Source organism: Nostoc sp. LEGE 06077 (assembly GCF_015207705.1).
GTDB lineage: Bacteria > Cyanobacteriota > Cyanobacteriia > Cyanobacteriales > Nostocaceae > Nostoc_B.
In genome coordinates this window covers 133,654-154,738 of sequence record NZ_JADEWI010000003.1, presented here as the reverse complement: position 1 = coordinate 154,738, position 21,085 = coordinate 133,654, and the positions used below count along the sequence as shown (strand labels likewise).

The 21,085-nt window shown below is 40.8% G+C and carries 17 protein-coding genes; 7 read left to right on the top strand and 10 right to left on the bottom strand.

Going from position 1 to position 21,085, the window contains the following annotated elements; translation table 11 throughout:
* Nucleotides 1-196 precede the first annotated feature (196 nt).
* From IQ244_RS03410 to IQ244_RS03400, 3 genes are all read left to right on the top strand, one after another.
* The gene (locus IQ244_RS03410) at nt 197-436 is read left to right on the top strand and encodes a hypothetical protein (protein ID WP_193889798.1); all 240 of its coding nucleotides are present in this window, start codon (nt 197-199) and stop codon (nt 434-436) included.
* A gap of 100 nt (nt 437-536) precedes the next feature.
* Nucleotides 537-3,587, top strand: a complete 3,051-nt coding sequence (gene ppc, locus IQ244_RS03405) for a phosphoenolpyruvate carboxylase (RefSeq protein WP_193889796.1) — start codon at nt 537-539, stop codon at nt 3,585-3,587.
* A 67-nt stretch (nt 3,588-3,654) separates the two neighbouring features.
* Nucleotides 3,655-3,918, top strand: a complete 264-nt coding sequence (locus IQ244_RS03400) for a hypothetical protein (RefSeq protein WP_193889794.1) — start codon at nt 3,655-3,657, stop codon at nt 3,916-3,918.
* A gap of 4 nt (nt 3,919-3,922) precedes the next feature.
* Here the strand turns inward: IQ244_RS03400 and IQ244_RS03395 are convergent, their stop codons facing one another.
* Complete coding sequence (locus tag IQ244_RS03395) at nt 3,923-4,306, bottom strand: hypothetical protein (protein WP_193889793.1); 384 nt, start codon at nt 4,304-4,306, stop codon at nt 3,923-3,925.
* Between the two features lie 53 nt (nt 4,307-4,359).
* Here IQ244_RS03395 and IQ244_RS03390 point away from each other — a divergent pair, with 53 nt between their 5' ends.
* Both IQ244_RS03390 and IQ244_RS03385 read left to right on the top strand, forming a co-directional pair.
* A complete protein-coding gene (locus IQ244_RS03390; RefSeq protein WP_228058710.1) occupies nt 4,360-4,530 on the top strand; it encodes a hypothetical protein in 171 nt (56 codons plus the stop codon).
* A 2-nt stretch (nt 4,531-4,532) separates the two neighbouring features.
* Nucleotides 4,533-4,838, top strand: a complete 306-nt coding sequence (locus IQ244_RS03385; protein WP_193889789.1) for a DUF4090 family protein — start codon at nt 4,533-4,535, stop codon at nt 4,836-4,838.
* 61 nt (nt 4,839-4,899) lie between these two features.
* Here IQ244_RS03385 and IQ244_RS03380 read toward each other — a convergent pair whose 3' ends face one another.
* From IQ244_RS03380 to IQ244_RS03350, 7 genes are all read right to left on the bottom strand, one after another.
* Nucleotides 4,900-6,318, bottom strand: coding sequence for a DUF3370 domain-containing protein (locus IQ244_RS03380; RefSeq protein ID WP_193889787.1), 1,419 nt, complete (start codon nt 6,316-6,318; stop codon nt 4,900-4,902).
* A 321-nt stretch (nt 6,319-6,639) separates the two neighbouring features.
* Nucleotides 6,640-7,674, bottom strand: coding sequence for a hypothetical protein (locus IQ244_RS03375; RefSeq protein ID WP_322746021.1), 1,035 nt, complete (start codon nt 7,672-7,674; stop codon nt 6,640-6,642).
* 112 nt (nt 7,675-7,786) lie between these two features.
* On the bottom strand, nt 7,787-9,514 hold the full coding sequence (locus IQ244_RS03370; RefSeq protein ID WP_193889782.1) for a calcium-binding protein: 1,728 nt from the start codon (nt 9,512-9,514) through the stop codon (nt 7,787-7,789).
* Nucleotides 9,515-9,546: 32 nt separating this feature from the next.
* Nucleotides 9,547-12,615: a filamentous hemagglutinin N-terminal domain-containing protein gene (locus tag IQ244_RS03365; RefSeq protein WP_193889780.1), complete on the bottom strand. Its 3,069-nt coding sequence runs from the start codon at nt 12,613-12,615 to the stop codon at nt 9,547-9,549.
* A 379-nt stretch (nt 12,616-12,994) separates the two neighbouring features.
* The gene (locus tag IQ244_RS03360) at nt 12,995-13,714 is read right to left on the bottom strand and encodes a hypothetical protein (RefSeq protein ID WP_228058709.1); all 720 of its coding nucleotides are present in this window, start codon (nt 13,712-13,714) and stop codon (nt 12,995-12,997) included.
* A gap of 297 nt (nt 13,715-14,011) precedes the next feature.
* On the bottom strand, nt 14,012-14,563 hold the full coding sequence (locus IQ244_RS03355) for a hypothetical protein (RefSeq protein ID WP_193889777.1): 552 nt from the start codon (nt 14,561-14,563) through the stop codon (nt 14,012-14,014).
* Nucleotides 14,563-15,195, bottom strand: a complete 633-nt coding sequence (locus IQ244_RS03350; protein ID WP_193889775.1) for a ParA family protein — start codon at nt 15,193-15,195, stop codon at nt 14,563-14,565. Before IQ244_RS03350 ends, IQ244_RS03355 begins: the two co-directional genes overlap by 1 nt.
* 201 nt (nt 15,196-15,396) lie before the next feature.
* Between IQ244_RS03350 and IQ244_RS03345 the strand changes: the two genes are divergently transcribed.
* Nucleotides 15,397-16,776, top strand: a complete 1,380-nt coding sequence (locus tag IQ244_RS03345; protein WP_193889773.1) for a cytochrome P450 — start codon at nt 15,397-15,399, stop codon at nt 16,774-16,776.
* Between the two features lie 147 nt (nt 16,777-16,923).
* Here the strand turns inward: IQ244_RS03345 and IQ244_RS03340 are convergent, their stop codons facing one another.
* Entirely contained in the window at nt 16,924-17,631 is a 708-nt protein-coding gene (locus tag IQ244_RS03340; RefSeq protein ID WP_228058708.1) for a hypothetical protein, read from the bottom strand.
* A gap of 64 nt (nt 17,632-17,695) precedes the next feature.
* Nucleotides 17,696-18,502 (bottom strand): SDR family oxidoreductase, encoded by an 807-nt coding sequence (locus IQ244_RS03335; RefSeq protein ID WP_193889771.1) that lies wholly within the window; start codon nt 18,500-18,502, stop codon nt 17,696-17,698.
* A gap of 1,603 nt (nt 18,503-20,105) precedes the next feature.
* Between IQ244_RS03335 and IQ244_RS03330 the strand changes: the two genes are divergently transcribed.
* Entirely contained in the window at nt 20,106-21,050 is a 945-nt protein-coding gene (locus IQ244_RS03330) for an N-acetylmuramoyl-L-alanine amidase (RefSeq protein WP_193889770.1), read from the top strand.
* Nucleotides 21,051-21,085: the final 35 nt, after the last annotated feature.

The following is a 21,085-nucleotide window of genomic DNA, read 5'->3' as shown; positions in this document are numbered from 1 at the left end:
GCGAGTATTCGGGGGTATTGCCTGCACTTGTAAACTAGAACCATAATGTCTATCACATTTTGCTGTTTTTTTTTAACACTTTTGTTACCTTCTGTGCTTGCAAAATAGGCCAAGATAGTCTTATATCGTTGCAAGTCATACAGATTTTGAGTTTTGCGTTTCATTTTCCTCGTTTGCCAACAACCAAAAATTAGTAATGCCTCCTATCACCTCCCAATCTTCACCCAACCCCGGACTAAATCTGGGTTTGTTTAGCATTCCCCAATCTTTTATCCTGGAAATAGGCACAGCGTCTATACTACTGCTGCTGACCACAGAAAAATTCACCGTAAAAGCCCTAGAATCTATCGGGCAAGCTAGTGAAGAATTGTTTCGCGGCGATCGCTTGCCGATTCTTCCCTTTCCTAATCACGATGAATTAACCAATAAAAGCTAAAACTTATACTTAAAAAAATAAATCGCTCATAGAAAACAATGAGCGTAAATCACAAAGTTCAAAAATGTAAACAGTAATTGGCTTTACAAGAGAAGCAAATATGAGTTCGCTTTTATACTCTGTGTCACACGCTGCGAATTATTACCCTGCATCAGAACTATTTTTACGTCGTCGTCTCCAAATAGTTGAAGAATTATGGGAGAACGTCCTGCGGCAAGAATGCGGACAGAAAATGGTAGATTTATTGCGGCAGTTGCGCGATTTGTGTTCGCCAGAAGGACAAGCCACCAACGACCAAGCATCCTCCGCAGTGAAATTGATTGAACAACTGAATATTAATGAAGCGATTCGGGCAGCGCGGGCTTTTGCGCTCTATTTTCAGCTAATTAACATCATAGAGCAGGAATACGAACAAAAGCAGCAATTAACCCGCTATTCAGAAATCGAAACAGAATCCAAGAATGCAGAAACTGTCTCTGATAGTAGCTACTCTTCCAACGACAAAGAAGATGATGCGTTTGTTAACACAGGTATAGGTTCAGACTTGTTAGCCAAAAATTGGGTTAACAAAATGCACAACAAACAGAAAGGTACTTTTGCTACTCTGTTTCCCCATCTTTACGATTTGAATGTCCCACCCCAACAAATTCAACGCCTAATTTCGCAACTGGATGTGCGTTTGGTATTCACAGCCCACCCCACAGAAATCGTCCGTCACACCATCCGCGATAAACAGCGACAAGTAGTCAACCTCCTGCAACAGATAGATGCAGTAGAAAATCGTGTTGGTGCTTATCCTTGGGAATCAGGGGAGTTACGGGAAAAACTGCTGGAAGAAATTCGCCTATGGTGGCGTACAGATGAACTCCATCAATTCAAACCTACAGTCTTAGATGAAGTAGATTATGCCTTGCACTACTTCCAAGAAGTATTATTTGATGGCATTCCTCAACTGCATAAACGCTTTAAGTATGCTTTGAGTAAAACCTTTGATTGGTTGGAACCACCTCGGAAAAACTTTTGTGCGTTTGGTTCTTGGGTAGGTTCCGATAGAGATGGGAACCCATCAGTCACACCAGAAATCACCTGGAAGACAGCTTGTTATCAGCGCAAAATGGTACTGGAGCGTTATATTCACTCAGTAAAGAAGCTGATTGAATTGTTGAGTATATCCATGCACTGGAGTGATGTTTTACCAGATTTATTAGAATCTCTGGAATTAGATCAGTCACATTTAAGTGATATATATGATGCCCTGGCGTTGCGTTATCGCCAAGAACCTTATCGCTTGAAACTGGCTTATGTACTGAGACGTTTGGAAAATACCCGCGATCGCAATTTAGCATTATATAAACGGGAAACTCCCACCAACGAAGATGCACCTATGTACCGTTCGGGAGCCGACTTTTTGGCAGAATTGCGGTTAATTCAGCGGAATTTGAGCGAAACTGGACTGAGTTGTCGAGAACTGGAAAATCTGATTTGTCAAGTCGAAATCTTTGACTTTAACCTGACACAATTAGATATTCGTCAAGAATCAACCCGTCATTCCGATGCGCTGAATGAAATTTTAGAATACCTGCAAGTATTACCCCAAGCATACGACGACCTAACAGAAGAACAGCGAGTCACTTGGTTAACCGCAGAATTGCAAACCCGCCGGCCATTAATTCCAGCGGAACTGCCATTTTCTGAGAAAACCAACGATGTCATTGAAACCTTTAGAATTTTGCGATCGCTGCAACAAGAATTTGGTGTCAACATCTGCCAAACTTATATTATTAGTATGTGTCGTCAAGTCAGCGACGTACTAGAAGTTTTACTCTTAGCCAAAGAAGCCAGATTATTTGACCCAGCCATTGCAGTTGGCACAGTTCAAGTTGTACCGTTATTTGAAACAGTAGAAGACTTGCAGCGTTCCCGCAGCATTATGCGCCAGCTGTTTGAACTTCCCTTATATCGTGCTTTATTAGCTGGCGGCTACGAAAATATTCAGCAAAGACTGGCTACACCTGAATCAAGTCCGCACTCAGTTCTCACCCCCGACTTGCAAGAAGTCATGTTGGGATATTCCGACAGCAACAAAGACTCCGGCTTCTTAAGTAGCAACTGGGAAATTCACAAAGCCCAAAAATCATTACAGAAAATTGCCGAAGAATATGGTGTAAACTTGCGAATTTTCCACGGTCGCGGCGGTTCTGTAGGACGAGGAGGCGGCCCTGCTTATGAGGCGATTTTAGCCCAACCAGGACACAGTATTAACGGGCGAATTAAAATTACTGAACAAGGAGAAGTATTAGCCTCAAAATATTCCTTGGTGGATTTAGCTTTATACAACTTAGAAACCGTCACCACCGCAGTCATCCAAGCAAGTTTACTGCGGACAGGGTTTGATGATATCGAACCTTGGAACGAAATTATGGAAGAACTAGCAGTGCGATCGCGGCAACACTATCGTGCTTTAATCTACGAACAACCAGATTTCATCGACTTTTTCAATCAAGTCACCCCCATTGAAGAAATTAGCCAGCTGCAAATTAGTTCCCGTCCAGCGCGCCGACCTTCTGGGAAGAAAGATTTAAGCAGTCTCCGGGCGATTCCTTGGGTATTTAGCTGGACACAAACTAGAGTTTTGCTACCTTCCTGGTACGGTATGGGAACAGCGTTGCAAGAATTCTTAAATGAAGAACCAGAAGAACACTTAAAATTACTGCGCTACTTTTATATGAAGTGGCCGTTCTTCAAAATGGTGATTTCCAAAGCCGAAATGACCTTGGCGAAAGTCGATATGCAAATGGCGCGACACTACGTCCAGGAACTATCCAACCCAGAAGATAAAGAACGATTCGATATAGTTTTCGAGCAAATCGCCAGCGAATACTATCTCACCAGAGATTTTGTCCTCAAAATTACGGGACACAATCGACTTTTGGACGGTGATCCTGTATTACAGCGTTCAGTACAATTACGTAACGGGACAATTGTCCCTCTAGGTTTCATTCAGGTTTCACTACTCAAGCGCCTACGCCAAGCCAAAAATACTACAGCCACCTCTGGTGTGATTCACTCCCGTTACAGCAAAGGCGAACTACTCCGAGGCGCACTGTTAACCATTAATGGTATTGCAGCGGGAATGCGAAATACAGGCTGATCTGTTTCACAGAGTCATTTGTCAAAAGTCCACAGTCCAGTGTCTATTGACAAATGACTATTGACTTATGACCAAAAACAAAATCCTAATTTGCACCCTGTTAGCCCTAGCTTGCGGATTTTTTGGTAGTTACATCAAGGGACAAATCACGCTGATGCTGCAAAGCCAGAAATGTCAAAATCAGCCTTGGGGTTTCAAGGAAATTTGTACTACTTGGGTAGCACCAGAGGCAATGCGACAAGGCACCACCAGAGGACTCTGGACTGGGACAATCTTGGGTGCATTTGTTGGTGGTTTAATTACACGCCAGCCTCGTTCCCATAATAAATAAATGACTATTCACTCCGACTAGAACGCGATCTCAAATTCTGCAAATTTTTCCATGAATTGGTACTGGTATCAAAACAATGCCAAGAACCGTCCTTGCTTTCCTGATAACAAAACAAAGTGCGATCGCCGCTATACAAATTATCTGTTAAATAATATACCAGTCCCCGAAAAGGATAAGTTTTGCGACTTAAACGTTTAGCTACAGCTTGATTCGGACATTCCACGATAAACACTGGTTTTTTATTCAAGTGAGCTAACGAGAATATACACATACGTAAAATTGCTCTCAGCCAACTTTCAGAATTATCGAAATAATCATCGATAATTCTATTGGTTAGTGCTTTTTCCAGGGTGCGATCGTTGTTTTGAGAAATGTGAGCCTCAGACATAGCCTCACCTATTGCTATACCAATGGTTCGAGGTTAATCCAAAATTTCCCAAAATGCCAAGTCTTGATCCACACTCAACCAGCCATTCCTCATCTTCCTGCACTCCGCGTAACTACCCTGCGGGAACGCCTAACGGCGAATGCGTTTACCTCCGCGCCCCTCTGCGTTCAAATCGCGATCGCAACACTGGTAAAATCTACCCAGAACAAAGAAAGAGCAAATAACCATGACTACCGAAACTAATCAAGTAAATTCCCCAACCACAGGTGCAGATGCCATTGACGTAGCGATCGCCAAAGGGATAGATTTTGATGGAACACCCATTCCCACCGCCAAACTAGACCTTTATCACCAAGTCATGGGGCTAGAAGCCAATAGACAGCGTAGCGGCGTGTCAAATACCATGCGATCGCGTATTGTCAGAATCGGTGCAAAACATATTCCCCAACCAGAACTCGATCAAAAGCTTGCAGAAGCAGGATTTGCACCTCTCAAAGAAAAGGAAATTGCCTTTTTCTACGGCGGTAAGTAATTTTTAGCGTAGGCTACGCCTACGCCCTATTTTGAGATATATTCCCAATCATGGTTTCCACCTATTGCAAAGTTCTCACAGTTAAAACCTGCGGTGGTGTCGAATCTGGCGGATAAATCACATCTACCTGTACATTCCGTTGACTTGCAGGTGGTAGAACAAATTGCACCAATGGTTCCAAAACCTGACCAGTTCTGTGCCATAAATGCACATATCGCGTTTTTTGTTGTCCTTGGTCATCAAAATAACGTAGCCGCACAGTACCACGGAAAAAAGGAAAATCGAGAGATGGTTTGCGGAAACGAACGCCTCCTTGAGAAAGCTTGTCTTCTTTTAAAGGTGTTTCCAACGTGACTGTAACTTTTTGCGGTTGCTTAGTGTTGTTATTTAACGGCAAACTCAGGTTATATTCCACCCCATAATTACCGTGCGCTTCATAGGCTGTATCAGGATAACGCACCAACATTTGCGCCGTTTGGATTTGTTCAGTACCTAATCGACCACCCCGCAGAGTTACTAAAGGATAGGAAATCCCTTTACCACGCTCAGGTATAGTTAAATACTGGGCTTTGGGATTATCTACCAAATTAGCTTGCCATTGGGAACCTTGAGAAACACCAGCTACACGCCCATAAATTAATGCACCACCTTTAGCATCGGGTGGAGTTGGAGTTTTATCTCTTGGGCCGGCAAAACCGCCGTTATTTAATAAAGCTTGCCATTCTTTAAGAGTCGGCGCGAGATCGGAACCATCAGGATTTTTCTTGGCAAACATTGCCAAACTCGCTGCGTAAACTTTATTACTACTCCGCAGACGCATAAAACTAGAACGACCATTTACAGGCTTGGCTAAATTGCGTACTGGAATCGGATGATTCAGCAACATCCGGCTTCCACCTGGAGGAATGATTAACTTAGCCGGGAAATCTGCTTGACGAACACCGCGCAAAACATCACTAACAGCCCTCGCTCCAGGCCCAGAATAAACCTTACCATCATTATTTTCTAGATAAGGCGCTAAGGTGACAAAGGGTGCATCTTGCATCAAATAACTTGCAGCCTGCAACACATTTACTGTCACAGGCTTTTTATTAGGGTTATGCAGAATTACACCGATATACAGAGTTTGTAAATCTTTGGGAGTATGGGTGTAATGATGGGCGAATAAATCAAAACGTCCTTGAAACGGAAAATTGAGATGGGCGGTGGGAATTTTTTTCCCATTACCAGGAAAGGTAGAAAGTAAAATCCCCTCATTTTTAACCCATTCAGGGCTGTTGCTGTTAAAAACAGGAATTGTATCTAACTTACCCGGTAAGGCGCGGACTTCACCAGGTTGCACAATGTCTTGGGGTGCTGCTTTGGGCGAAGTTTGGGCAACAACGGCTGAACTATGATGAAAAGTTGTACAGCCAAAGGTTTGAGTAATCGCAAATCCAAATAAAAGTATAAATACAGGTGATGCTAGTTTATTGTGCATAAATCATTTGCTCAAGGAAATTGAGGTATCAAAAATAGTCCTTACTAACTACAACATGAGTTAAACGAATTTATCAAAAGTAGCAAAAATTTATCCATTTCATAGAAAATGAGTGTTCTATCAAAACACAAAATGGAATTATAAAAACTTGAATTAGTGTGGTAATTCATATTTTAAAAAACACTAAAAATTTACTTTTCCTCAGTGGAAAAGATATGTTCTTTGTGCGTAATTTCTTGAGTATTGCTATATCTTAAAGTTATAATCTGCAGATAATTAATGGTTGATATTTTTACTTTAATTTAAAGATAAAGCCAAACATTATCTTGATGGAATCCAGCCATTTTCCGAACATACTCCTACTTCCTGTCTGGGTGGGATACACCAGTAATTCTGTCCATCAAATACCACACCTTCTTTGATAGAAGTTAACTCAGAAATTTGGTTCCACTCTTTATTTCCTTCCTCATCATAATAGCGATACTGCTCTCCTCTGACTTCCAGACCTTGATCTGTTCCTCCGAGGATATAAAATCCATTTTGAATGGGAGTAGATGATACTTCTAGCAAAGATGACTCACAAAGCTTTTCTTCGCCTCTACAACCTTTTACTATTTGTCCATTAGCTAATAAGCTGTAAATTTTTCCGTCTTTTAAAAGTAATCTTAAACCACTGCCATCTTGCAATATGATGGGATTAGAGAATTTACCCTGATATTGAACAGAACTTTCAAATGTACCGTTCAGTTTAACGATAGTGGTTCCGTCAGGTGCGATCTCAATAGATTGACCAGTTCCGCTTCCACCTAGAAAATTAAACAAGCGAGTGCCGATAAATGGTGGTTTATCTTGAGCAGAAGACGGCAAAGTTTGTTGACTAATATTTGTCTGTTTCTCAATTGACCAACGCCAAACTACTCGTTCTATGTTATTGTGGTCTGCGATCGTCGCCGAAATCGACAAAAGTTCTCCATCTGGGTTGGTAAATTCAAATAGACAAGCCCCTACACCTGTTCCAGAACAGTCTTTAACCTCCTTATACCCAAAATCAAATAATTCTTTCACAGAGTTATCCCGGAGATTGGGAGCATCACCCTGTAAATTAGGTTGCCAACCTTGTTGAATCACCAATTCTCGCGCTTTTTGATATGGCATACCTTCTTTAAGAGCGGGCTTTTCGCCTGGATTGGCAGAATTTTTAGGCTGGTTTGGATTTGCCGCTGTTGAGGAGTTTTTTTCTCCTTGGTCTGCAACAGCTTGACCGGGAGCATGAATATTTACACTGTTGTCTTGCTGTACACTTGAAGTTGCAAAACTTGTACATCCGCTGGCGATCGCGCCTACTAAACTTGTCACAATAGCTCCCGCAATCATAGAGCTAGACAATTTCATGTTTTTCAACATCAGTTATAGACCTTGATAAAAACGCCAAACTTTCAATCTAATAAATCAATAATTTATGTACATTTCAAACTACAGTTGTAAATTGCGTGATTCCTAAAGTACCAGTTAATCCTGTCACTTCAATCAATGTATCGGTATTAGCATTAAACCCTGCTATATTATTATTGATAGCTATAAAAGTACGGCTACCAAAAGTAAATTGAGCAGCAAAGTTAGCACCAAAATTAGAAAGAGTTAATCTAGCTTGAATTCCACTTGCATCAAGATTTGTAACCGAGCCAGCATTCAAAAATCCGACTCGTGTACTTGAAACTAAAAACAAATCATTACCTGCATTAGCATTGAAATCGGTGATTCTATCAAATTTATTGAGGAGAGAATCCGTTAACTGGCGGTAGTCAAACCTATCCACGCCTAAACCTCCAGATAAAGTATCAATCCCAGCACCACCAACTAGTCTGTCATTACCCGCACCCGCACTTAGGGTATTGTTACCAGAGTTACCTATAATAATGTTATTAGCTGCATTACCTGTACCATTAATTGCAGATGTTCCTGTCAAAGTCAGATTTTCGATATTTGCTAAAGCCGCTAGACTGAAAGTGACACTAGAAGAAACTGTATCTACACCTGCTCCTGCATTTTCGATAATGATGTCAGTCGTAGTATCAACAATATAAGTATCATTGCCTAAACTTCCAGATAAAGTATCAATCCCAGCACCACCAACTAGTCTGTCATTACCCGCACCCGCACTCAGGGTATTGTTACCAGAGTTACCTGTAATAATGTTATTAGCTGCATTACCTGTACCATTAATTGCGGCTGTTCCTGTCAAAGTCAGATTTTCGATATTTGCTAAAGCTGCTAGGCTGAAAGTGACACTAGAAGAAACTGTATCTACACCTGCTCCTGCATTTTCGATAATGGTGTCAGTCGTAGTATCAACAATATAAGTATCATCGCCTAAACCTCCAGATAAAGTATCAATCCCACCACCACCATTTAGTCTGTCATTGCCAGTACCACCATTGATAATGTTGTTATTGAGCGTTCCATACAGCACATAATTTATGGCATTTCCATAGCTAGACAGAATGAAGTCTGTAGTGTTAACTCCATAATTACCAAAATCATTAAAATACCTAAAAATTGATGTATTAATTTCATCAAAAAGATAGGTTGTATAATAACTGAGTCCAAATTGAATTGTAGTAAAATCTATGGAACTTTTTTGATTTAACTGTGCTAGTACCTCTGTCGCAGCAATACCCCCGCGTAAATGCGCCCCAGCTAGAATACCAGATAAAGAAATAGTAATTTGCTCTGTATATATTATTCTGTTTCCATTAACGTCTTTCTCAAAGTCAGTGCGAGCAGCATTTAATCTGTAATATCTAACTATTTTGGCTCCTTGGTTAGCCGAGTTAGATAAATAAGTCTCAATATTGCTTATGCCTCTTGCACTTAATCCAGAATTGATATAGCCATAATTTATAAAAAATGCTTCCCGAATTGCTGTTTCTTGAGCATAGGGATGTATCTTCCAAGATTCAAAGCTAGTTACTCCATTCTTTCCTATCCAAGTTCCATTAAAAATTCCATCATAATTATTACCATCACTATTGTAGTAATCTAAATCTACAAATAAAACTTCTGAAAACTGGTACTTACCTACAGCATTTGTGTTTAAATTTTGTGCGCTGTACTGAAGTGGATCTCCTGACGGTCTTCCTGATTCTAATGCGCCTAAAGCTTCTAAAAATTGGTCAAAATTTCCCTTTGACATCATAAAACTCCTAATAAATTAACTCAAAAACATATTTAGCGATTCTGGCAAGTAGGTATAGACAAAGATGTATTAGGTGTGGCTGTGGAATTATGAGCCACTAGTGTCACTTGGCCTTGGGTATTAAATATCCAGCCAGTAGCAGGAATGTGGTTGGGGATATGAACAACTTTTGTTAATTGCAGATGTGTAGCTCTATGTTGATATATTTGTCCTGTCGTATTTCTTAACCGTGTATCTGACCAAACTACTTCGCTACTTAAAGGTTCATTAGGGTTAACAGGTAGTCCACCGCGCCCAGTGACGGTAAGCTGACTACCTTGAGAACTATTAACAGCAGCACAGCTTTGCTCAATTAGTTGAGATGGGTCGATAATAGCTGTTGATAAAACTACAACACCACGCTCAGGATCAACATCAGGCGTATTGATATTAATTACCCCATTAATCCCAAATTGGGAACTTGCTGTAATATCACTTGTTGGAGTATTAAAAGGTCGGCGCTGAATCCCAAATAAGTTTTGTGCTGTAATATCAATTCTGCCACCACTGCCTGTAAAAGCATTAGCAGTAATGTCAGTATTTTCTGAAGGGATAGCTACAATAAAACCATTTGGTATATTGATTTTGATATTACCACCATCACCACCAGATGCGTTCGTACCTGCTGTAGTAGAAATTGTACTGCCACGACGTAAGAATAATAAATTAGCAATACTTAAGCTGATATCACCACCATTGCCAGATAAAGTCTGGGCTGTTATTTTGCCGCCATCTAACCGGACTAAACCAGCTGTGACATCTATGTTGCCTGCCTCTACTACATTTCCAGTACTGCTCACGGAAATTTGCGACCCATTCTGAACACGTAAAGTATCAGATGCCTTGATAATTACATTTCCTCCCTTGCCAGTTGCTAAAGTGGCTGCGGATACTTCTGCACCATCAAAAATACGTAATTCAGGAGTTGTAATCCTTATTGCACCTGCATCTCCTGTACCTTGAGTTTGGCTAAACAAACCACTGGGAAATCTTTGATCTGATGAGCGTCCAATCAACTCGACTGTTTCGGTGGTGTTCACAGTCAAATTACCACCATTACCAATTCCCAAAGTACCTGCTGAGACTTGTGCGCCGTCAAAAACTTGGAGTATGGGGGTATTAATCGTTAAGTCACGTGAATTTCCTGTGGCTTGGCTTTCAGCTTGATTAAATAAACCACTGGCAAATTTACCATCTTGAGAGCGACCTATGAGTTGGGTTGATTCGCTGGTGTTCACCGTCAAGTTACCGCCATTACCTGCACCCAAAGTACCTGATGAAACTTGTGCGCCATCCAATATCCGTAGTACAGGAGAGGTAATTATTATATTGCCAGCGTTTCCTGAGCCTTGAGTTTGATTAAATAAACCACTGGCAAATTTACCATCTTGAGAGCGACCTATGAGTTGGGTTGATTCGCTGGTGTTCACCGTCAAGTTACCGCCATTACCTGCACCCAAAGTACCTAATGAAACTTGTGCGCCATCCAATATCCGTAGTACAGGAGAGGTAATTATTATATTGCCAGCGTTTCCTGAGCCTTGAGTTTGATTAAATAAACCACTGGCAAATTTACCATCTTGAGAGCGACCTATGAGTTGGGTTGATTCGCTGGTGTTCACCGTCAAGTTACCGCCATTACCTGCACCCAAAGTACCTGATGAAACTTGTGCGCCATCCAATATCCGCAGTATGGGAGTAGTAATAGTTAAATTACCTGTGTCTCCTAAGCCTTGAGCTTGAGTTAGTAAGCGACTATCTCTGCCTACCAATTCTACTGATTTAGTAGCATTCACTGTTAAGTTGCCACCATCACCAATTCCCAAAGTATTTACGGATATCTGTCCTCTATTTTGAATCAACAAATTATCAGTATGAATTGCCAAATCGCCACTATCACCTGCGCCTGCTGCTGTACTTTCTGTTTGTGTAAACAAACGGCTTCCACTACCCGTTACGCGTAATAATTCGGAAGTATGAATATTTAAATCCCCGCCTTTGCGAATACCTGTTGTTGAAGACACAACCTCTGCTCCATCTTGGAGAAGTAATCTAGGGCTGGTGATGGTTAAATCTCCAGATATAGCGGTACCTTCATTGAGAGTAAATAAGCGATTATTGCTCCCAATTAATTGCACTGATTCTGAAGCATTGACTGTTAAACCTTCACCAATACCATTGCTAAAAATCCCGACTTGAACCAATGAACCATCAGTCAGTGAAATATTAGCGCCCTGTAGGTGGATACTACCGCCCAAACTACCTATTGTTGTGGCAGTAGCTTGCTGCCGCAGATTAATATTCTGGAAGTCGTTTACACCTTCATAGTTAAGGGTGTAACCTATGGATGTTGATGTCAGATTCACCACACTATTACTACCAACACTTCCCAATTCGATTCGTCCATTAGGTGCTGTTACAACACCTCCTGTTAGCGTTAAATCACCACCTACAAGTGCCAAAGTTGTATTTGTTTGCACTTGTAAACCTATCAATTGATTGAGGCTATCGGTAGTTCTGGATTGATTCTCAATTCTTCCTGGATTCGTACCAAACTGTAAACCAATAGGCTGGTTGATAGTTAATAAAGGCGTAGTATCAGGATTAGTAGCACTAAATTCTATTCCATCTGCAAATATCACACTACTAGCAGTACTGGCAATAAAAGAACCTCCGATACTTAATCGAGCATTCGGCCCAAAAATAATCCCTTGAGGGTTAATCAGAAAGAGGTTTGCTGTACCATTAGCGCGAATTGAGCCTTGAATGTTAGATGGTATAGAACCTGTCACACGACTGATGATATTTTGCACTGCTGTAGCGTTGTTGAAAAACGCTTCACCGCCTACTGGTACAGAAAATTCACTAAAGCTATGAAATAAATTTGTGCCTTCTATGGCTCCACCATCAATCTGAAAATTAGGACTGTTGTTAGTTACTTGCGTTCTTTGATTTAAGGGTAAGTAGACATCAGCTTTGATTTGTTGTGCCAATGTGTAGGGCATATACGTATAAGCAATAGCGGCCAACAGACTTAAGTTACTTGTCAGCTTCAGCCACATTATGTACCCCCACCTCAAAAATTGAGTTACTGTTTAGTATCGGCTTTTTTTGCCTTAAACTTTGACAATCATACTATTTTTTGCCTGATCAAGTCACTTGTTTTTACTGTTAGTGGCAAAATTGAATCACCTAATTCTTGCAGTAACTAAACAAAAGATTTGTTGCCCTTTGTAACCGTATCTTTGGCACACTTCCTCAAGAAGTTTCAGAGTTAATCTGTAACTTTCTCAATTCATGGCAAATATAGTAATCCAGTTTGATTTTTGAAATTATCTGTACAGGTTGGAAGTAGAGAGTGGGGATTAGGAATCAGGAAACAGTATTTTTTTGTGTATTGTTTTTGTCAGAAATAAAATATGAATCCTATATCTTCAGAACTTATTTTTTGGTTCGAGCATTCACGCACTCACGCAATTGATTGCGTGCTGCTAAACCGCTATGCCACTCAACCTTAGCAACTGATTTACCTTTTATCGATACATCAAAACTCTCGACATCTTTCATCGCGTCCAATGCCATTTCGATTGTCGGCACGGTAAATGAAATTGCGCCATAAGGCTCACCGGGTTGTGTATAGTTGAATACTTGCACGGTTTGTGGTGGCCCACTCGATTGAGACAGCGTAGCCTTGATTTTTTGTACTTTTTCAGGGCGCGGAATATCTTTTCCCCAAAACGTTAGGAGTGCGCCTTGATAATCTCCACCAGGCCCCGACACTCTGACAAACCCGTCTTTCTTCCAGAAGAAGGCAGCGCAATATTCCCCTGGTGCTGCGTTATTTTTATCCTGAAAGAAATCCCAGCCACCATTCTGATATCTCTGGAATCTGGGATCTTTGGTCAGCTGATCAACTTTTTCTGCCGATAATGTCACCAGTTGGAGTATACCAACCGCCTGATTTAGCCTCTCCTGCATTGGGTCATAGGGCGGTGCTGAAGGTTGGAGAGGGAGTGTAACATTTCTTTCCATTTCTTCCCGATTTATGGCTTCTCTTGCAGCACCTATATCATTCATCTGTTCCCAATGTAATCTTTGCTGTTCGCAGATATTAGGCAGATCGGAACACGCTTGCGCTGCACCACCAGTAGACAAGGCCAACGATATAGTCGCGCTGCACAATATGAAACGCATCAAGTTATTTCGCGGCATTTACTGTTCATCCTCGTACAGTATCAATTTATGCCATTATAATGCCGACTATGCTCAAAACGGGATGCAATACTCTGCCTATGCGATCGCGTCTGCAAAATAACTTTCTCTTCACAGCCAGATACTGAAGTGTGAAACTTAATAAATTTAAGACAAAATAGTGTGGTGTCTTAAGCTGAAGCCACAACACACCACACTACAGATTAACTAAAAACTACATTCAATCTACAACAATGCCAATTAGTGTTAGTCATACAACCAAGTATTAGCCGCAAAATCATCTTTAGTTTCTGCTGGCATATCGGGGAGTATGTCTGGTGAGCGGTGAGATTTTCTGTAATCCATAGGATTATAATGTTCCTTTTTCTGGGGAACAATACTTGCCTTTGGTTGTTGTAAAGCTTTATTTTCTTCTATTAACTGAGAATTAGCTTCTGCCAGTTGCAGTGCTGTTTTTTTCGTTTCTTCAAGCTCTTGTGTCAGGTGTTCTACCGATGCTTTTTGTTCAGATAAAGCTGATTGTAATTCTTTAATTTGCTTTTGCAGAGATTTTTCTGCTGCCTGATTTTTTTCTAAAGTTGTTTGTAAATCTTTGATAGTAGCTTCTAAATCTGCTTTTGTGGGAGTATTACGTTTAGCAGTTGTTGATTCAGCTATTTCTTCATCTGTATCAGATGTTTTTTCATCGGTAACATGCACCGCCGAGACTTCAATTGCAGCTTCATCTACTGCACTATTTGGTGTTAATTTTTGTACTTCTGCTTGAATTAAGTCAGAGAGATTTTGTTTCCTAGCCATTATTTTCTCCAATCACGCTGTAGTTCATCAGCCACGCGGCGGTAGTCTGATTCCGCCTCCCAAGCATTTTTGCCTCGCCATTGATTGATTGCAACACCCTCTAATGCGGCTCGTTCGTGGGCTTTATAGGTACGAATGAAGCCTTTACAAACGGGGATACCTAGCTTTACGAGAGTGTTTTGCGCTTCCGTAGCTTCACCAATACTCCGCGCATCGACTTTAGTTAAGAGTACACGATGGGGAACTCCTGTGGGGACGACGGCTGTTTTAACTGTTTCAATGAGAACAGCTAAATCCATTGCTGCTGGGGGTGTAGGTAAAACGATATAATCTGCGATCGCTACTACTGTTGCTAATGCTTCAGAGTGCAGCGCCGGAGGCGTATCCACTACTACTAAATCGTAACCTTTTATTTTACGTAAATTTCCTAAAAGTTGAGGATCTGTCTCTTGAGATAAATCGAACCCCATTCCTTGATCATTGCGCCCAAACCACCAGCTGGCAGAACCTTGAATATCTGCATCCACCACCAGCACTTTTCTTTGCTTGGCAAATTGTGCAGCTAAATTGATTGAGGTAGTCGTTTTGCCGACTCCTCCTTTACCGTTGAGGATAGCGACGATTTTTGGCACTGCTGGTAGTTTTTGGATTTTAGATTTTGGATGAAAAATTACTTTAGGTGTGACTTTTATAAATCTATGCTGTAGTATTCTTTGTTCAAATTACTCTGGCTTTCTCTCCTGCCATAAAAGAATATACCGCTTTGTGTGACCCGCATTATCAGAAAAACTCGCCAAAATAAAAATAGTCTTGATAAATGCTGGCAAAATTTTATGACAGTAACTAAAAGTTTACCCGATGGGCCTAGAGTCCCGTACTGGCGGCGAATCATTAAGTTTATTTTTCGGCCAATAGAATATGTTGAAGATTTTGCCAAAGTTTACGGTGACAACTTTACGATTTGGCGCAAAGGCGATAATCAGTTGGTATATTTCAGTCATCCCCAAGCATTAGAGCAGATTTTTACTGCTGATGCTAGTCACTTTGGCACTGGTGGCGGCGGCGGCGTTTTAAAATATTTGCTGGGTGATAATTCCTTGATTTTACTAGATGGCGATCGCCACCAACGTCAACGCCAATTACTCACGCCGCCTTTTCATGGTGAGAGAATGCGGGCTTACGGTCAAACTATCCGCGAGATTACCCAACAAGTTAGCAATGAATGGGTGATAGGTAAGCCTTTTAATATTCGCACTTCTATGCAGGAAATTACCTTGCGTGTGATTTTACGCGTAGTGTTTGGTGTGGATGAAGGAACAAAGTATCAACAACTGCGCCAACTACTCAGTTCTGTCTTAGACCTCCTCAGTTCTTCGTGGATGTCCGCCGCCTTATTTTTTCAGTTTATGCAACGTGACTTGGGTGCATGGAGTCCTTGGGGAAAGTTTTTAAGCCAACTCCAACAAATTGATCAACTAATTTACGCCTTAATTCAAGAACGTCGCGCCGAATCTAGTCACAATCGTCAAGATATCCTCAGTTTAATGATTTCGGCTCGTTATGAAGATGGTCAGCCGATGTCAGATGCAGAATTACGCGATGAATTAATGACAATGTTAGTTGCAGGGCATGAAACCACTGCGTCTGCATTGACTTGGGCTTTGTACTGGATTGACCATTTACCAGAAGTACGTGAAAAGTTACTGCAAGAATTATCTACCGCAGGAGTTAACCCCGAACCCAGCATTATTACCAAACTTCCTTATTTAACAGCAGTTTGCCAAGAAACCTTGCGAATTTACCCAATTGTCATCAACGGTTTTTTTAGAATAGTCAAGTCGCCAATTGAAATTATGGGTTACAACTTACCCAAAGGCACAGCAGTTATCCCCAGTATTTATTTAGCGCACCATCGAGAAGCAGTTTATCCACAGCCTAACTTATTCAAACCAGAACGCTTTTTAGAAAGACAATTTTCTCCCTACGAATATTTACCCTTTGGTGGTGGAAATCGTCGTTGTATCGGTTTAGCCTTTGCTCAGTATGAAATGAAAATTGCCCTAGCCACAATTTTGTCGCAGTTTCAAATATCTTCAGTCAACAAACGCCCTGTGCGTCCCGTGCGTCGGGGTTTAACTTTAGCCACACCAGGCGGAATGCAGATGATAGCAATACCACAAGTCAAGCAGGCGCATACACCTGTAGAAGTGTAGTTTTAGAGGAAATCCGACAAACAACGCCAAGTATCAATAAGAAACTTGGCGTTTAAGGACATCGATAAATGATTAAACTTAGACACCAAAAGGCTTTTAACTCTGTCACCTATCACCTGTAACCTGTAACCTGTCACCTGTCACCTATCACCTATCAAAAGACAGTCTTTGAATTTCAGCTTGCAAATTAGCTCTAGCAGCTTGTTCCGCCATCTCAACCATCAGAGGCGTAAAATATATATGCGGTCTTTGCAAAAATTTTTCGAGAACTTGTTTGCGACCTTGAATATATTCCGCTTCTGTTACCCAAGCATATTCTTGACGGATGGCGTGAGCATATTTTTGATAATCAACTGGGTCAGCCGCTAAAATTGCCAAATCAGCATCTAATAAAATGTGGCTATCAATATCGTCAGCCGTTGCTTGGTGGTGTTTGGTATTGAGAATTAAACGCTGAACAGTTGTTATCTGATTGATGGGAATTGCCAAATCAGTTAATACCTGACCTGCATATTCCGCACTTTTGGCTTCATTATCTTGAGCTTGAGTATCATAAACTGCATCATGAAACCAAGCTGCAAGTTGTATACTAGGCAAATTTTGGCTATCAGCTGGCAAAGTCTGAATTTTATGCAGCACATCATGAATATGTTGCAGTGTATGGTAATAACGACCAGCAGTATTATATGCCGCAACTAATTGAGTAAAGGTTATTTCAATTTGGTGTTGGTCAACGTCAAAATATTGCAGTGTGTACCGCCAGCGATTATAGCAGGAGGCAGGAGGCAGGAGGCAGAAGGCAGGAGAAAAAGTCTTACTATTGCTGGCATTCAAGCTTGCAGATTGTCCTAACATATCTGACTACCGCTATAAAGAAGTTATCTGTTGCCTACTCCCCACTCTTTATTTCCTATGGTGGTTACTTCAACTGAGAAAACAGCGCCTCCCAGTTAATTACAGCAGGTCTTGTTCCTTGATTGATAATTTCAAAAGCTTGATTGGCGGTAGATGGCGCAGAAATTGATTCGACACAAGCGGCTGCAACATCAATACGACTGGTATCTCCTGATAAGGTGTCGCCTTGACCTAAAACTACACCTAATTTACCGTCGGTAGTTGCTTTCAGGAGAGTGTTGAGGTCGTAGGAAGTGAAAGGCCCGTCAATTAAACGACCTGGGCGAATTATAGTGTATGGTAAACCGGAATTTGCGATCGCTGCTTCACCTTGTTGTTTAGCATCCAACACACCAAAAGCATTCAATACACTAAAGGGAAATTTATCTTTGCGGTGAACACCACAAGAAGACACAAACACAAATCGCTGCAAATTCCGAGGTGCAGCTGCTACTAAATTACTCACACCTTCAGCATCTACCTTCACTGGCGTATTTTTTGCCTTGGCTTCCCTATATCCAGAGTCCAGCAAAATTTGTCCCCATTCCCAAAAGTTGGGCTGAGGTTCAAAGTCCCATCTGGCTGAGGGAAAGGCAGTCGTGCCAGTACAACAGATAATGTGAGTTACATTCGCCATCGCGGCTGATAGGGTGGTAGCATCGCGGATATCTCCCACAGCAATTTCTACTTTGTTCTCAAACATTTTTTGCGCTTTTGCTGCATCGCGTGTCAGCACGCGCACCTTTTCATTCTTTTCTAGCAACTTACCGACAACTAGCTGCCCAACTCCACCAGTAGCACCCACAACTAGCACCAAATCTTCAGCACTCATAACTTTCCCTAGGATGGTTTATTGCTAATCTACTCAAAATATAGAACAGTCTGTTTGCTTCCATCGGGAGATATTGCCGTGAACTAAGGTTTAGGGCGAAGATGTTCCCTGCAACCCCTACAAAAAGGCAAAAGTAAAAAGGCAAAAGGCAAAAGAAAGAATATTTATCCCACAAGCCTTTTAGCAATTCCAGATGGTTACTGAGCGTGGTCGAAGTATGGTCTGTTTATTTCCGCTGTGCTGTACTAGTCTTTAAACTCAAAAGCCCAACCATAATGGCCGGGCTTTTAAGAAAGGCAGTGGGGCTATATTCCCCAAAATTTACATATAGAGTTTCTGTATAAATCGCTGTACTGATAGGTAATACCACTGCACCAAGACTAATTCCGGAAACTTAGAAAAATTTTTTGGGAATTTGGCGGACTATCTTTCACCACACCCATGAATAAGTAGCAACACCAGCCTTTAGGATTTTAAAGGAGAGTATGGTTTTGGTGAAGGATGAACAATACATTGGGTAATTGGCAAGAATGGGTAACTGTCCTTGGTTATCTAAGCTTTACGGTGTTTATCATTGGTTGTGTGTTTGCTGCACAGAGAAAATAATAGGACTTACGCACGAGTTACGGAATAACGAACCACAGAGACGCAGAGGACACAGAGGAATGAGAATTTGAGAGGTTTTTTGCGTAAGTCCTAAATAAATACAATAGAAGTCAGGATTTCTTGAAAAAGCTACAGATGAACTGGCCAGGGTCTTGATTTTCAAAGGGTACAACAGTCCCATCTAACTGAATTCTCACTTTTTGACGGCAGTTGTATACCTCAAGAGGTCTTTTTTCACCATCCACACTCAAAATTGCCCTATATTCCCAATAATTTTTAGCACTACGATTAATGCTGAGAATACAGATCTGATGACCGTCGTAATTACGGCATACAGCAGCGTTAGCTGGCAATATGTAGAAATTGGAGAGTATGAGTAGTAACATTAGGGCAAAATATTTCATTCGACTCCATTTCACGGAAATCAACTACAACCTTGAGAAATGCTGCAATGCTATGTCTTGAGTAAAGTACAGCGTTAATCAATCACCCATTGCCAATTGTCAAACAGCTTATATGACAACCTTTTTGACTTTTGACTTCTGTCTTGCGGTACTAGACATACTTTGATTAGCGCAGAATCATGAGTTTATCTGGCATAAGTTAGGGTAATCGCCATAATTTGAGTTATGAAGTGAACTTAAGCATCTAGGAAACAAGCGTGGATCACGTGCTATTCTTGATTTGTTTTGCTCAAACCATATTCGGAGGTTTAATTACAAAAAGTTCTCAACTCAGATGCAGTAGCCTCGCCGCACTACATTGTTAATGCAAAAGCAGAGGTGATATTTTTTTCTGAGCAAAAAATCAATAAATTATTATAATTTCGTTTATGTTAATAAATGAAGTAAATCTCAATGAGCGTTTGTTAAAATAAACATGAACTAAATAGAAGTTTATTATAAATAGTAGATTTAGGAAAATATAGATTTCTTAAAAGTGAAAGTTTATGCTTTCAACCACTGAATTAGTATCAAAGAAAAACAAGGACTAGCACATGAAATTTGGCATTGATATCGGACATAATTCTCCCCCGGACACTGGAGCTAGAGGGATAAGAGTTGAAGATAATTTAACATTAGAAGTCGGCAACAAAGTTATAGAGAAATTAAAAGCTTTAGGGCATGAAGTTATTTCCTGTAGACCAGACCGTCCTAGCTCTTCGGTAAAAGATTCACTTTCACAAAGAGTCAATAAAGCCAATGCTAATCGAGTGGAAATATTTGTCTCTATACATTTTAATGCTTTTAACGGCCAAGCTAATGGTACAGAGGTGTTTGCTGGTAGTGATACAAGTAGAAGAATAGCGAAACCAGTCTTAGATGAAATTGTTAAATTAGGCTTTTTTAATCGCGGCGTTAAAAGTGGTTCTCACTTATTTGTTATCCGCAATACTAATATGCCGGCGATTTTAGTAGAATGTTGCTTTATAGATTCCCAAAAAGATGTGAATCTTTTTAACTCGGAAGCAATGGCTAATGCTATTGTCAAAGGTTTAACTGGTAAAGTTCCTACTACTCCTGTTCCCCCCGTCCCAGATGAAGAACAGAATGTTGATACCACAACACTCAGATTACAAAAAGCTTTAAATCGGTTAAAAATTACCGATAAAAATGGTAAGCCCTTAGTTGAAGATAACGTCTTGGGAGAAATAACTAGTTCTGCTGTAGAAAACTTTCAAAAAATTGTCGGAATAGCCCCATCAGGAGTTGCTAACACATCTACCTGGAATGCGATAAATTTGATTTTAGCCAAACGGATTATCCGACCAAACCATGCTGGTGGAACAGTTGTGAGATATTTACAATACCGTGTAGGTGTAGAAGCTGATGGTGTTTACGGCCCGCAAACAGAAGCCGCCATCAAGAAATACCAACAGCAAAACGGTTTAACGGCTGATGGTATTGTCGGGCCAAATTCTTGGCAAAAACTAATTGGTTAATTATTAATGATACAGTTAGGCAAAATAAAATTAAT

Excerpts from the sequence above, each read along its gene's own strand:
- IQ244_RS03330 (WP_193889770.1), top strand. The coding sequence starts at position 20,106 with ATGAAATTTGGCATTGATATCGGACATAATTCTCCCCCGGACACTGGA.
- ppc (WP_193889796.1), top strand. The coding sequence starts at position 537 with ATGAGTTCGCTTTTATACTCTGTGTCACACGCTGCGAATTATTACCCT.
- IQ244_RS03395 (WP_193889793.1), bottom strand. The coding sequence starts at position 4,306 with ATGTCTGAGGCTCACATTTCTCAAAACAACGATCGCACCCTGGAAAAA.
- IQ244_RS03355 (WP_193889777.1), bottom strand. The coding sequence starts at position 14,563 with ATGGCTAGGAAACAAAATCTCTCTGACTTAATTCAAGCAGAAGTACAA.
- IQ244_RS03380 (WP_193889787.1), bottom strand. The coding sequence starts at position 6,318 with ATGCACAATAAACTAGCATCACCTGTATTTATACTTTTATTTGGATTT.
- IQ244_RS03370 (WP_193889782.1), bottom strand. The coding sequence starts at position 9,514 with ATGATGTCAAAGGGAAATTTTGACCAATTTTTAGAAGCTTTAGGCGCA.
- IQ244_RS03340 (WP_228058708.1), bottom strand. The coding sequence starts at position 17,631 with ATGTTAGGACAATCTGCAAGCTTGAATGCCAGCAATAGTAAGACTTTT.
- IQ244_RS03385 (WP_193889789.1), top strand. The coding sequence starts at position 4,533 with ATGACTACCGAAACTAATCAAGTAAATTCCCCAACCACAGGTGCAGAT.
- IQ244_RS03390 (WP_228058710.1), top strand. The coding sequence starts at position 4,360 with ATGCCAAGTCTTGATCCACACTCAACCAGCCATTCCTCATCTTCCTGC.
- IQ244_RS03400 (WP_193889794.1), top strand. The coding sequence starts at position 3,655 with ATGACCAAAAACAAAATCCTAATTTGCACCCTGTTAGCCCTAGCTTGC.
- IQ244_RS03410 (WP_193889798.1), top strand. The coding sequence starts at position 197 with ATGCCTCCTATCACCTCCCAATCTTCACCCAACCCCGGACTAAATCTG.
- IQ244_RS03335 (WP_193889771.1), bottom strand. The coding sequence starts at position 18,502 with ATGAGTGCTGAAGATTTGGTGCTAGTTGTGGGTGCTACTGGTGGAGTT.
- IQ244_RS03365 (WP_193889780.1), bottom strand. The coding sequence starts at position 12,615 with ATGTGGCTGAAGCTGACAAGTAACTTAAGTCTGTTGGCCGCTATTGCT.
- IQ244_RS03345 (WP_193889773.1), top strand. The coding sequence starts at position 15,397 with ATGACAGTAACTAAAAGTTTACCCGATGGGCCTAGAGTCCCGTACTGG.